Source organism: Streptomyces venetus (genome assembly GCF_039540295.1).
Taxonomy (GTDB): Bacteria; Actinomycetota; Actinomycetes; order Streptomycetales; family Streptomycetaceae; genus Streptomyces; species Streptomyces venetus.
On the sequence record NZ_BAABET010000010.1, the window covers coordinates 167,271 to 179,427 of the forward strand.

A 12,157-nucleotide genomic window follows, 5' to 3' on the forward strand; every position below is an offset into this window, starting at 1 on the left:
GGTCCGGGACGAGTCTTCGCCGAGCTCACGACGATGAAGATCCTGATCTTGGGCACACGGTGGACGTGATCTTGCTGTCGGTCCCACGAGGAGGGGCATGTCGTGACCGCACCTACGCTCCGTACGCCACCTGCGAACCGCCGGCGCCGGTTCGACCTTCGTTCGACCACCCTGTTCTTCGTCTTTCTGGCCGTGGTCGTGAGCGTCGTCGGATTCGCCGTGCGCATGGTGGCGGGCTCCGTCGAGCGTCGTCCCGCCTGGGTGTTCGTCCTGGTCGTCGTGGGCGTGGCGAGCCTCCTGGGGCTGCGGCGCCGGTTGCACGTGATGAGGGCTGCACGCCGGGCCGCGGCAGCGCTCGACGAGGCGGCGAGGGAGGCGGCCGACGAGCTGGAGGCCCTCTCGATCCCGCGTCAGCGCGTGTCCGCTGACGTCGCGGGTGGTTACGACGCTCTGACGCCGGAGGAGTTCGAGGAGGCGATAGGTGCCCTCTGCGAACGCGACGGTTGCTCCGCGGTCGACATCGTGGGAGGGGCCGGGGACCTGGGCGCCGACGTCCTGGCCGTGACCCCGGACGGGCGCCGGGTCGTCCTCCAGTGCAAGCACTACGGCGACGCCCACCGGGTCGGCTCGCAGGACCTCCAGCGCTTCGGCGGCACGTGCTTCACCGTCCACGAGGCCGATGTCGCCGTGCTGGTCACCACGAGCCACTTCACCGAACCGGCGGTGGAGTACGCCGAGCAGTGCGGGATCGTGTGCGTGGACCGGGAAGGCCTCCAGGCATGGACGGACGGCACCGGTCCTGAGCCCTGGCGGTGACAGTGAGCGGCGGGTGACCAGGGGCCGGGTGGCCTAGGTACATGGTGCCGGTCCACCCGGTCCCCGGGTCCGATTCGCCGAGGCCCGACGGTGGTTAGCGTCCCCTCATGCGCTTAGGACTACTTGGCACCGGCAACGTCGCCCGGGCACTGGCTCACGGCTGGAGCGCCGCAGGGCACGACGTGCTCCTCGGTTCACCGTCATCGACCGAGCCGGCGGCGAAGGGCCACCGTCAGTCTGACCGGCGCGACGCGCAGCACCAAGGCGCCCTTCGAGCCGCGTGGGAGCGGTTTGGCGTAGTAGGGGCGGCCGAGTCGGGAGACGCGGAACCAGTGGGTGCCGGTCAGTCCCTTCGTGGGAGGGACGGGGATCCGGCGGCTCGGCTCGTCGGTGCGGAGGGTCAGTGTCCAGTGTGCTGGGGGCAATTCCCTGACCGGCAGGCGGGCGGTGAAGCCGGTGTGCCTGCCGTCCTGTGCGTAGAGCAGGGGCACCTCGCGCACCGCGCCGGAGTCGGTTTCGGCGCGCAGGGAGGTCGGCCTGGGGTGGCGTGACGGCCCGTCGGTCAGGCGTCCGGTGACGATGAGGGTGGCGGGGACGGAGGTGTCCCAGGCGATGCCGGTCACCTGACAAGGCGGCTCGTCCTCGGTCAGCCGGATCTCCAGGGAGACGTTCCCGTGCGGAGTGAAGAAGGGACGGGCGGTGGTGGGCTCGTGCCCGGGCCGAGGGACTGTGACCACCTCGCGCTTCGGCGGAGCCGTTCGCTTGCCGCTCGGGTCCGTCCGGGCCTGCCGGAGCCGGACGGTCCGGCTGACTCCCCTGGCGCGCACGTCCAGGTAGAGGTCCCATACGCCGGGGCCGAGGGGTGCGCCGGAGTCCACGGTGCTCAGGTCCATGTCGGCGGTGAAACCGCTTGTCTCGTCAGCGGCCACGGGGATGCGGATGTCAGGGTGCTCGAACCCGCGCGGGCGCAGGATCAGTCGGCTCTCGGGTTCGAGGGCGCCGACGGACTCGATCCGGGCGTGGCCTGCGAGCCGGAGCACACCGCCCTCGCCCGTCCACGCGGCTTCGTCCAGTTCATGGTGGACCGGGAGCCGGTCGGTGACGTCGAAGCAGACGTCCGGGACCGCCTTCACGGGGTCCCGGAAGAAGGGGTGACACCAGTAGACGCGGCCCTTGTCGACGATGTTGCCGCGCGCCGCGTCCTCCTTGGCGTTCCGGACCACGGTCATGAGGTCCTCGTAGCGGTCCGCGCGCAGGAGGTGGACGATCAGGCGGTCCGGCGGGGTGAGCTGCTGGAAGACCCCGTCGGTCGCGTAGCTCCGTGCCCAGTGCCGGAACTGCGGGTAGAAGAACTCGCGGGCTCGCTGTTCGCTCTCCTTGGGCAGCAGGGCGCGCAGGGGGCCGCACAGCTCCCACTCCACATGGCGGCGCATGATCCGGTCCCGTCGCGGGCCGGGTTCCAGGTAGCGGGCGACCGTCTCGAAGCACAGCCGGGTGCCGTCCATGCGGTGGACGAGGTCGGCGGCGGTGAGGGTGAGGTTGTTGCCGTTCTCGCGGTTGCGTGAGTAGTAGCAGTCGTAGTCGGCGACCACGGAGATGCCGTCGGCGTTGAGGAAGGCAGCGGCGGTGAACGGCTTGTCCTCGCAGTTGCGGTACGGCGGGAACCTCAGCTCCAGTCGCTCGATCAGCGAGCGTCGGAACAGCTTCCAGCAGCCCAGGGTGCGGTAGGCGTGGGAGGAGAAGATGTCCGTACGGGGCTGGTTGTGGGAGAAGACGGCCGTCGGTACGGCTCGTCCGCCCACGGACACCATCTTGCCGAGGACCACGTCCGTGAGGTTCTCGTCCGCCATCGCGACCATGCGGCGCAGGGCGTCCGGGCCCAGGTAGTCGTCGGAGTCGAGGAAGAAGACGTACTCGCCGTCGGCCATGTCCAGGCCGGTGTTGCGTGGGCCGCCGGCTCCTCCGCTGTTGGCCTGGTGGACGACACGCAGAGCGGCGCAGGTGTGGGCGAGCCGGTCCAGCTCGTCCCCGGTGCCGTCGGTCGACCCGTCGTCGACCGCGATGATCTCGATCTTGTCCAGACCGAGCGTCTGCTCCATGACGGAGGTGACGCACTTCGTCAGTTCCGGCATGGAGTTGTACGCGGGGATGATCACGCTGACGCGGGGCGGATTCGTACGGAGCATGAGGACTCCCGGGCCGTGGGACTGGACGCGGCTGAGGGAGACAGGCCGCTTCCCGACGGGAGCCGCCGGCGCGTGGTCGTCCGGGTCCCGGTGACGAAGGCGGTCGGCGGCTTGTCACGCTCATCTCCATGGAGCTTCGGCCTGGCCCCGACCGCCCCGCGTGAGGCGTCCTCATACGCCGTCGGAGTGTCCGAAGCACCCGTTCGGGGGTGTGTCGGCCGTCCTGCCGGGCACAGGGCGTTCGCGTAGCGGGGTCAGCGCGGAGCGAAGAGGTTCTTCTCGTTCCGCAGGACGTAGCGTGCCGTGTCCGTGCCGAGCGTGATCCCTGCTTCGTCGGCCGACCGCGTGTGGATGCCGGAATAGACCCGGGCGTCGACGTTCTCGTCCGAGAGCTGCTTCCAGGTCGTGTACGTCCGGGTGACCCCGGGCGCGGTGGGGCTGGTCAGGCGGAACGGCGCGGTGCGCGGCCCGGAGAGTGCCGACAGCACGGTCTCCGCGGCGCCCGAGTAGGTGTTGTGGCCGCTGGGGTAGTCCGGATGCGCGGGGGTGGCGTGCAGTGGCGTCCAGTCGGGGTCGGGGTCGATGCTGCCGGTGCGGATCGCGGTGACGGGACGCCAGCGTTCGTAGGCGTACTTGCTGTCGGAGGTGGCGATCTGCGTGTCCACGAGCGCCACGTGGAAGAGTGCGACGAGCCGTGCCTGCCCGGCGGTGCCCTGGTTCGTGCGTGTGAGGGCCACGCGCAGCGGCTCGGTGTAGAGGGTGAGGGAGGAGCCCAGCCAGAAGGTGGCCGTCTCGGTCTGGTGGGCGGTGCGCGCGGTGCTGTCCGCGGCGCCGTACGCCCGCACCTCCGCGAGGTCGGCGGCGTAGCGCCCGGAGTTCAGGGCGGGTGGCGGGCCGAGCCGGAACTGGCTCGGCGACTTCAGCAGGAAGGGCTTGGCGAGCCGGTTGCCGTACTGCGCCGCCGGGGCGTAGGCGGGGGGCGTCGGCTGCCAGACGCCCGGGGCGGCGGGCCGCACGGGATACGGCGCGTTGACCGAGGTGGGGTCGAGGCCGTCGCCCTCCCGCGACGCGAGGACGAGGTCCGCCTGCCGCTCCCCCGCCGTGACGCCGCTCTCCTCCGCCGTCCCGTCGGGGATCGCGTCGAGGGTCTGCTCGAAGGTCGCGTCGAGTTGCTCCGTACGGCTCGGGACCAGCGTCACCAGGGCACGGTGCACGGCCGCGGCGAGCGCCGCGTCCTGGTACGTGCCGCGATCGACGCCGGCAGGCACGCTCCGGGTGGCGCGGGCGGCGGCGAGCCAGCTGATGGCCCAGGTGCGGCTGTTGGTGACCTGGGCCGACGCACCGGCCGTCGCGATGTTCTCGGCCGTGGCGTCGTACCAGGTGAGGGTTGTGGACGTGCGGCCGGCCGCTGAGGCCTGAGGCACAGCGGCGGACGCGGTCAGCAACGCCGCCGCGCCCAGGACGACGAGGGTGGAGTGGGTTCTGGTCGAACTCACGCTTTCTCCTTCGGTTTCGGTGAAAGTCCGCGGGCCGATGCCCTGGCGCCGTTCGGTAGCGGGATCGCTTCGGCCCAACGACGCGTCAAAGAATGTTCAGGGCAATCCGTTTCGCCGGGCCGGGCCGGCAACAATGCTTTCGTGCGAATGCCATGCGGCCGTTACGTCCGGGCTTCGCGCACGCATATCGAGGCGATGAACCGATCTGGTGCGTTGCGCCCCGCGTGTGGTTACCTGGCCCCATGACCGTGCTCGTGATCCGCCGCCACGTCGACTACGGGCGTGTCACCACCACGTGTTGTTCCGCCGAGAGCTGACGCCTCGCTCCGGCTTCTGACCTGCGTTCTCTCCACCGCATCACACTGACCGCTGCCGGCGTCCGCGAAACCGCCGCCCGCTATGCCCCCCGATATCAGTGCCGAATTCCGCAGGAGCACACATGACTGTCCAGGACTCGCCCACCGGCATCGACACCTTTGCCACCGAATGGGAGGCATGGCATCAGCGCAGGGATTCCACCCTCGCCCATGCACACGGATTCCTTGCCGTCACGGGCCTGCACTGGCTCGCCACCGCCCCCCAGCGCTTCCCCGACGCGCCCGGCACCTGGTCGACGGGCGACGAGGGCGTCGTCGTGGTGCTCGGCGAGGGGGAGGAACTCGTCGTCGACGGCACCGCGGTGCACGGACGGCACGCCTTCGGTGTCATCCCGGAACGTGGTGGCGTCACCGCCGTCTGGGGCGCTGCCGTGATCGAGATCGCCAAGCGCGGTGGCCACGACGTGATCCGGCCACGGCACCCGGACCATCCGCTGCGTACCGAGTTCACCGGGACACCCGCGTACACGCCCGACCCGCGCTGGGTGGTCACCGGCACGTACACGCCCTTCCCGGAACCGCGGCCGACCACCGTGGGTGCCGTCGCCGAGGGACTTCAGCACGTCTACGACGCACCCGGCAGGATCCGGTTCCGGATCGACGGCCGGACGCTGGGCCTGACCGCGTTCGACGGAAACACCCCTGGCGGCCTCATGGTGCTGTTCACCGACGCGACCTCCGGCGTGACCACGTACGCGGCCAATCGCGCCCTGCAGATCGACGCGCCCGGACCCGACGGCACCGTGGTGCTGGACTTCAACCGTGCCACCAACCTTCCGTGCGCCTACACCGACTTCGCGACCTGCCCGCTGCCGCCCACCGAGAACCGGCTGCCGGTCGCGATCGAGGCCGGTGAGCAGATCCCGCACGAGCGGCAGCCGACCGCACAGTGAGCTCCTCGCGTGTGGACACCGCGTCGTCGCCCGATCGCGAACGGCGAGCCGGCCCCGTTCTCGTCGTGATCGGTGGTCTGCCCGCCACGGGAAAGACCACGCTCGCCCGTCTGCTGGCGGCGGAGGTCGGCGCGGTTCACCTGCGCGTGGACACCATCGAGCAGGCCCTCGTTCGGTCCGGCCTGGCCCGGCACCCGGTCGGCCCGGCGGGCTACGTCGTCGGATACGCCCTGGCCGAGGAGCATCTGCGGCAGGGCCTGACCGTGATCGCGGAGTCGGTGAACCCGCTGGCGGTGACGCGGGAGGCCTGGCGGGGTGCGGCCGCGCGGGCGGGCGTGGCTTGCGTCGAGGTGGAGGTCGTCTGCTCCGACCCGGTCGAGCACCGGCTGGGCGCGACGTCGCGGTCGGCCGACATCCCGGGCCTGCCGCTGCCCGGCTGGCAGCAGATCCTCGACCGGGAGTACGAGCCGTGGGACCGGGACCGTGTCGTCGTGGACACCGCGGGACAGGCTCCGGAGGCGTCGTCGGCCCTGCTGCTGGGGGCCGTGTCGTCGGCGGCTGCCGGTGAATGAAGAGGCGGACGAGCCGGGTCTTTCACGACGCCGCCCGCTGCTCACCCTGTAGGTCGTCGGGGTGGGCGAGGCCGAGCTGGTGGCGGAGGGTCGGGCCCTCGTATGCGGTGCGGAAGACGCCCCGTTCCTGGAGCAGCGGAACGACCCTGTCGGCGAACTCGTCGAGGCCGCCCGGCGTGATGTGCGGAACGAGGATGAAGCCGTCACTGGCGTCGGCCTGCACCAGCTCGTTGATGGTGCGGGCGATCGTCTCCGCCGAGCCGATGAAGTTCTGCCGGTTGCCGGTCTCGATGACCAGGTCGCGGATCGACCAGTTGTTGGCCGCGGCGAGCTCGCGCCACTCGCGGGCCGTGGTCAGCGGGTCGCGGTACATGCGGACCTGGGCGCGGCCCTTGGAGATGTGGTTGTCGCTGATGTCGGGGTCGATGTCGGGGAGCGGCCCGTCCGGGTCGTAGGAGGACAGGTCCCGGTTCCAGACGAATTCCAGGTGCTTGATGGCGGTGGCACCGCTGACCTGCTGGCGGCGCACCAGCTTGGCCAGCTCCTCCGCCTCGGCGTCGGTGTCGGCCAGCGTGAAGGTGGCGGCGGGCAGGATCAGCAGCTGGTCGTGGCGGCGGCCGTACTTGGCGAGGCGGCTCTTGACGTCCGTGTAGAAGGCCTGGCCGGCCTCCAGGGTGGCGTGCCGGCTGAAGATCGCGTCGGCCTCGGAGGCGGCGAACTCGCGGCCCTCCTCGGAGTCGCCCGCCTGGAAGACGACCGGGCGGCCCTGCGGGGAGCGGGGGACGTTGAACTGGCCCTGGATGTCGAAGTGCTGCCCGGTGTGGACGAAGGAGCCCGCCTTCGCGTCGCGCAGGAACGTGCCGGTCGCCTGGTCGGCGAGGATCTCGTCGCCGTGCCAGGAGTCGAAGAGCTCGTTCGCCGTGGCCAGGAACTCCCTGGCCCGGGAGTAGCGCTCCTCCTGCGGCAGGAAGCCGCCGCGGCGGAAGTTCTCGCCGGTGAAGGCGTCCCACGAGGTCACGACGTTCCAGGCGGAGCGGCCACCGGAGAGGTGGTCCAGGCTGGCGAACTGGCGGGCGACCTCGTAGGGCTCGTTGAAGGTGGAGTTGATGGTGCCGGTCAGGCCGAGGTGCTCGGTGACGGCGGCGAGCGCGGCGAGGACGGTGAAGGTGTCGGGGCGGCCGACGACGTCCAGGTCGTAGATCTTCCCGCCCTGCTCCCGGAGCCTGAGCCCTTCGGCGAGGAACAGGAAGTCGAACTTGGCGCGTTCGGCTGTCCGCGCGAAGTGCGCGAAGGAGCTGAACTCGACGTGGCTGCCGGCGCGTGGATCGCTCCACACGGTGGTGTTGTTGACGCCGGGGAAATGGGCGGCCAGGTGGATCTGCTTCAGCGGCTTGCTCATGGTGGTCGTCTCTCCGTCCGGCTCAGGCTGCGACGTGGCGGTTGGCGGGGCGGGCGAGGCCCAGCAGCCCGCGCAGGGTGTCGGCCTCGTAGGTACGGCGGAAGGCCTCGCGGCGCTGGAGTTCGGGCACCAGGCCCCGCGTGATCGCCGGGAGGTCGTGGTCGGCGACGGCCGGGCGCAGCCGAAAGCCGGTCAGGCCTGCCGACTGCAACTCCTGAAGGAGGTCGGCGAGTTGGGAGGGGGTACCGGTGAAGATAGGGGCATCGCTCGTGTACGTCTGTCCCGCGAGGGTGTCGAGGCGCTCGCGGCGGGCCGCGGCCTCGGAGGGGTCGTCGTCCAGGAAGACCACGAGGTCGCCGAAGATGTGCAGCGGTTCGTCGACGCGACCGGCCGCCTCCTGCTCGGCGCGGATCTCCGCGACGATGGCGCGGGCCTGGCCGGTGTCGTGCGGGGTGGTGTAGCCGACGTCGGCGGCGCGGGCCACGAGTCGGTAGGGCACGGTGTCGTGGGCGAGGGCGCTGACGATCGGCTGGCCCTGAGGCGGCCGGGGCGTGATGGACGGTCCCTTGACGCTGAAGTGGCGGCCCTCGAAGTCGATGTAGTGCAGCTTGTCCCGGTCGATGAAGCGTCCGGTGGCGGCGTCCCGGATCTCGGCGTCGTCCTCCCAGCTGTCCCAGAGGCGGCGCACCACCTCGACATGGTCGGCGGCCTCGTCGAAGAGGTCGGTCACCACGTCCTGGGCGGCGGGGCTGTCGTAGGCCTCGATGCGCGGGATGGTGCGGCGGCCGAAGTGCGCGGCCTCGTTCGGCCGGGCGGAGATCTGCACGCGCAGGCCGGCGCGGCCGGTACTGACATAGTCGAGCGTGGCGATCGCCTTGGAGATGTGGAACGGCTCCGTGTGGGTGGAGACCACGGTCGGCACCAGGCCTATGTGCCGGGTCAACGGTGCCACGCGGGAGGCGATGAGCACGGCGTCGAGACGGCCGCGCACCTGGTCGGTGCGCTCGTCGGGGTCCAGCCAGTGGGAGGACTGCGGGCCGAGGCCGTCCTCGATGGTCACGAAGTCGAGCAGACCGCGCTCGGCCTCGGCGACCTGGTCGGCCCAGTATCGGGCGGTGAACAGGTGCCGGGGTCGGGCCACCGGCTCGCGCCAGGAGGCGGGATGCCAGCCGGTGCCGTCCAGGGCGACGGCAAGATGCAGGGGCGAAGGGGGAGTTGAGGACACGAGTCAGCGCCTTCCTGGAATTCCGCAACGGGAACGCCGGCTCCTCCGGCGGGAGGGCGGCGAGGTGAAGGAACGGATCAGGGGCAACAGAGCGCGCCGGCCACGCGCTGGAGATCTATGTGGGGCCGGGAGTGGAGATGGACGGCGTGGAACATGCGCGTCACGTCCTCCACCTCCGTCCGTCGGGTCGCGCGCCGCGGCGCCTCGCACATCTCGTCGTCCTTCACAACGGCCGCGTCCCATGCGGTGTTCCCGGGCTGCGGACCAGCAGGATGGGCGAACGGCGGCGCAGGGTGAAGCCGATGGACTCGTAAAGGCGGATCGCCTGGGTGTTGCCCGCGGCGGCGTGCAGGAAGGGGAGGTCGCCGCGGGCGCGGATGCCGGCGGCGACGGCACGTACGAGACGTGTGCCCAGACCGCGGCCGCGATGCTCCGGGTCGGTGCAGACGGCGCTGATCTCCGTCCAGCCGGGCGGGCGGATCCGCTCGCCGGCCATGGCGATCAGCCGGCCCCGGTGCCGGATGCCGAGATAGCTGCCCAGTTGGACGGTGCGTTTCAGGAAGGGGCCCGGTCTGGTGCGGGCGACCAGGTCGAGGATCTGGGGGACGTCGTCGGGTCCGAGCCGGACCGCTTCAGGGGCGGGCTCGGCCCGCAGGGCGGTGTCGACGAGCTGGACTCCCAGGCCGCCGCCGATGACGTCCCATCCGGAAGGAACCTCTTCGACCGGTTTGATCCATACGACGGTTCCGGGCCCGACGAGCGTACCCAGGTCGGCCCAGGCGGCCGGGTCGGCCGGATCGGCCAGGGCGGCGAAGTCGTAGACGTCGGCGGGGTAGCGGGCGGCGCGGCCGAGCCGTTCGGCGAAGCGGGCGTGCGGGCCCGTCAGAGCGGCCCAGACCGCGTTGTCCAGAGGGTGCGTGCTCGGGCCGGCCAGGGTCTCGCCACCACGAACGTCGATCGATTGTGCCACGGAGGCATGTCTAGCAGGCGGTTGCGGGCTAGATCATTGCAGGTGCATGAAATCCGGGCCCGGCCACTGTGGCGTTCCCTACATTTCCCATCGATTTACTAGGGAAGCGTTGACGGCCCACCCGGCGGGTGCGCAGGATGATGTACATGTCCCACACGCAGCAACGACTCGTTCGTCGTCGGCATGTCGACTTTGGTCACGTCGTCAGCGCCGCCTGCTGTCTCGGGTAGGGCACGCGACTCACATCGTCGCGCGTGCCGCTCCGCTCCTTCTCCCTCCACCCAGGTGCTCAGGCGCATCCAACCGCCGCACCCGTGGACCCCGACGTACTTCTGAAGGACGACCGCCATGACCACGGCACTTCCGACCCAGCTGACTCCGCCGGATTCCCCGCTCCCCGACCCACGCCGCCTCCGACTCGTGGGCGACCCCGCGCCGGGAGGCGACGAGGGAAACGGTTCCGCACCCCTCGTCGGCTACCTCGTGCTCGTCCCCGAGGGCACCGACCCCGCCCAGCTCTTCGCCGAGGGAGTGACACGGCCGGAGATCCGGCCGGTCGCCACCATGGACTCCCCTCCCCCGCCCCGGGCGGAAGCGGGAGGCAGCGGCGTCCGTATCGATCAGGCGCGGCGTGTCGCCGAGCTGGACGGACGCGAACTCGACCTCACCTACCTGGAGTTCGCGCTCCTGGCGCATCTCGTGCAGCAGCCCCACCAAGTGCATTCGCGCGAGCGGTTGATGTCCGGCGTCTGGGGCTACGACCACATCGGCGACGGCCGCACCGTGGACGTCCACATCGCGCGCCTGCGCCGCAAGCTCGGCGCGGCACACCGGCACCAGGTCGTCACCGTACGGCGCGTGGGCTACAAGTACGTGCCCGACCGGCAAGAGGACCCCACCACCACAGCTTGCCGCCGACCCTGAGGAGACCACCACCATGGGCGTTGCCATCGCGCCGGCCGACCCCGCCTCGGCACCCGACCGGACCGGGCCCGGCCGCGCGCACTGGCTGCGCGTGGCCCGCGAGACGGCGGAAGACCTGGCCACGGACGCGGTGGCCAGGGAGCAGGCGGGCAAGGCCCCCTTCGACGAGGTGTCCCGGCTGCGCGAGTCGGGACTGCTGTCCCTCCTCGTCTCGCCCGAGCTCGGAGGCGGCGGCGCCGACTGGCCCACGGCCTACGCCGTCGTCCGGGACATCGCCGCCGCCGACAGTGCGATCGCTCAGCTCCTGGGCTCTCACTACTTCCTGTCGTGGAGCGCCGGGTTCCTCACCGAGCCCGCTCTCGCCGCTCGGATCGAGCGGCGGTCCGCGTCGGAGCAATGGTGCTGGGGCGGTGGTATCGCCCGCCAGGACCTGCCGCCCGCGCTGGCCGGGACAGCCGCCGGCCATGTCCTCGACGGTCGGCAGAGTTACCCCACCGGGGTCCTGGTCGCCGACCGCCTCGTGGTGCGGGCCGTACGGCCCGACACCGGCGAACCGGTCGCCGTCCTGGTCGACCCAGGCCTTCGCGGCGTGCGGATCGACGCCGACGCCGACCCGTTCGGACAGCGGCTCGCAGCCGGCGGGAGCGTGGAGTTCGACGGTGCACTGATCGCCGCCGACGAGGTACTCGGCTCCCTGTCCGCGGACGAGGACGTCCTGTCGCCCTTGACCGCACTGGCCTCGCCGGTCGGCCGGCTGCTGTCCGTCCAACTCCGCCTCGGCATGGCCGAGGGAGTGCTCGCCGAAGCCCGTGACTACAGCAGGGCGGGCCACTCCCCCTGGCACCCGGACTGGCCCGTCGGCTCACCTCAGGACCCGCAGGTGCTCACCGCCTACGGAGAACTCACCGTCCTCACCCGCTGCGCGTCGGCTCTCACCGACCAGGCACAGCAAGCCGTGCAGGGCGGGCTCGTACGCGGCGAAGGCATCACCTACGAGGAGTACGCCGAGATCTCCGTCCTCGTGGCCATGGCCGAAGCCGCCGCCTCCAAGGCCGCGCAGGAGTGCACCGCCCGTGCCCTCGACATCATCGGCGCCCGCTCGGCGTCCGCGCGGCTGGGCTTCGACCGCTTCTGGCGCAACGCCCGGACCCACACCCTGTACGAGCCCGTCACCCACCGGCTCCGCGACGTCGGAGACTACTTCCTCAACGGCGCGCACCCTCCTTTCAGCCTGCCCGTCTGACCCGGTGAGGTCCGGGCCTGGAGCCCCCTCCAGGCCGACGGGCATGTTCCGCGGCC

11 protein-coding genes and 1 pseudogene are annotated in these 12,157 nt (G+C 71.2%); 6 read left to right on the forward strand and 6 right to left on the reverse strand.

What is annotated here, in order from left to right:
• Window positions 1–102: 102 nt before the first annotated feature.
• Both ABEA82_RS30010 and ABEA82_RS30015 read left to right on the forward strand, forming a co-directional pair.
• Entirely contained in the window at window positions 103–816 is a 714-nt protein-coding gene (locus tag ABEA82_RS30010) for a restriction endonuclease (protein ID WP_345664836.1), read from the forward strand.
• A gap of 107 nt (window positions 817–923) precedes the next feature.
• Window positions 924–1,013: pseudogene (locus ABEA82_RS30015) on the forward strand (NAD(P)-binding domain-containing protein); the annotation flags it as partial.
• Between the two features lie 3 nt (window positions 1,014–1,016).
• On the opposite strand, the gene ABEA82_RS30020 reads toward ABEA82_RS30015, so the two are convergent.
• Window positions 1,017–3,002, reverse strand: coding sequence for a glycosyltransferase family 2 protein (locus tag ABEA82_RS30020; protein ID WP_345664837.1), 1,986 nt, complete (start codon window positions 3,000–3,002; stop codon window positions 1,017–1,019).
• Window positions 3,003–3,256: 254 nt separating this feature from the next.
• Window positions 3,257–4,498, reverse strand: a complete 1,242-nt coding sequence (locus ABEA82_RS30025; RefSeq protein ID WP_345664838.1) for a vanadium-dependent haloperoxidase — start codon at window positions 4,496–4,498, stop codon at window positions 3,257–3,259.
• 439 nt (window positions 4,499–4,937) lie between these two features.
• Here ABEA82_RS30025 and ABEA82_RS30030 point away from each other — a divergent pair, with 439 nt between their 5' ends.
• The gene (locus ABEA82_RS30030; RefSeq protein WP_345664839.1) at window positions 4,938–5,768 is read left to right on the forward strand and encodes a DUF1684 domain-containing protein; all 831 of its coding nucleotides are present in this window, start codon (window positions 4,938–4,940) and stop codon (window positions 5,766–5,768) included.
• 11 nt (window positions 5,769–5,779) lie between these two features.
• The gene (locus tag ABEA82_RS30035) at window positions 5,780–6,340 is read left to right on the forward strand and encodes a P-loop nucleotide/nucleoside kinase family protein (RefSeq protein ID WP_345664840.1); all 561 of its coding nucleotides are present in this window, start codon (window positions 5,780–5,782) and stop codon (window positions 6,338–6,340) included.
• 22 nt (window positions 6,341–6,362) lie between these two features.
• Here the strand turns inward: ABEA82_RS30035 and ABEA82_RS30040 are convergent, their stop codons facing one another.
• The 4 genes from ABEA82_RS30040 to ABEA82_RS30050 form a co-directional block, all read right to left on the reverse strand.
• Window positions 6,363–7,739, reverse strand: coding sequence for an NtaA/DmoA family FMN-dependent monooxygenase (locus ABEA82_RS30040; protein ID WP_345664841.1), 1,377 nt, complete (start codon window positions 7,737–7,739; stop codon window positions 6,363–6,365).
• 22 nt (window positions 7,740–7,761) lie between these two features.
• On the reverse strand, window positions 7,762–8,964 hold the full coding sequence (locus ABEA82_RS30045) for an LLM class flavin-dependent oxidoreductase (protein WP_345664842.1): 1,203 nt from the start codon (window positions 8,962–8,964) through the stop codon (window positions 7,762–7,764).
• A gap of 77 nt (window positions 8,965–9,041) precedes the next feature.
• Window positions 9,042–9,176: a putative leader peptide gene (locus ABEA82_RS38750; protein ID WP_425588572.1), complete on the reverse strand. Its 135-nt coding sequence runs from the start codon at window positions 9,174–9,176 to the stop codon at window positions 9,042–9,044.
• Between the two features lie 11 nt (window positions 9,177–9,187).
• Window positions 9,188–9,934 (reverse strand): GNAT family N-acetyltransferase, encoded by a 747-nt coding sequence (locus ABEA82_RS30050; protein ID WP_345664843.1) that lies wholly within the window; start codon window positions 9,932–9,934, stop codon window positions 9,188–9,190.
• A gap of 348 nt (window positions 9,935–10,282) precedes the next feature.
• On the opposite strand from ABEA82_RS30050, the gene ABEA82_RS30055 reads away from it, so the two are divergent.
• On the forward strand, window positions 10,283–10,858 hold the full coding sequence (locus tag ABEA82_RS30055; protein ID WP_345664844.1) for a winged helix-turn-helix domain-containing protein: 576 nt from the start codon (window positions 10,283–10,285) through the stop codon (window positions 10,856–10,858).
• Window positions 10,859–10,871: 13 nt separating this feature from the next.
• On the forward strand, window positions 10,872–12,101 hold the full coding sequence (locus tag ABEA82_RS30060) for an acyl-CoA dehydrogenase family protein (RefSeq protein ID WP_345664845.1): 1,230 nt from the start codon (window positions 10,872–10,874) through the stop codon (window positions 12,099–12,101).
• Window positions 12,102–12,157: the final 56 nt, after the last annotated feature.

Coding starts and splice junctions, on each gene's coding strand:
- ABEA82_RS30020 (WP_345664837.1), bottom strand. CDS start 3,002: ATGCTCCGTACGAATCCGCCCCGCGTCAGCGTGATCATCCCCGCGTAC.
- ABEA82_RS30030 (WP_345664839.1), top strand. CDS start 4,938: ATGACTGTCCAGGACTCGCCCACCGGCATCGACACCTTTGCCACCGAA.
- ABEA82_RS30040 (WP_345664841.1), bottom strand. CDS start 7,739: ATGAGCAAGCCGCTGAAGCAGATCCACCTGGCCGCCCATTTCCCCGGC.
- ABEA82_RS38750 (WP_425588572.1), bottom strand. CDS start 9,176: ATGTGCGAGGCGCCGCGGCGCGCGACCCGACGGACGGAGGTGGAGGAC.
- ABEA82_RS30055 (WP_345664844.1), top strand. CDS start 10,283: ATGACCACGGCACTTCCGACCCAGCTGACTCCGCCGGATTCCCCGCTC.
- ABEA82_RS30060 (WP_345664845.1), top strand. CDS start 10,872: ATGGGCGTTGCCATCGCGCCGGCCGACCCCGCCTCGGCACCCGACCGG.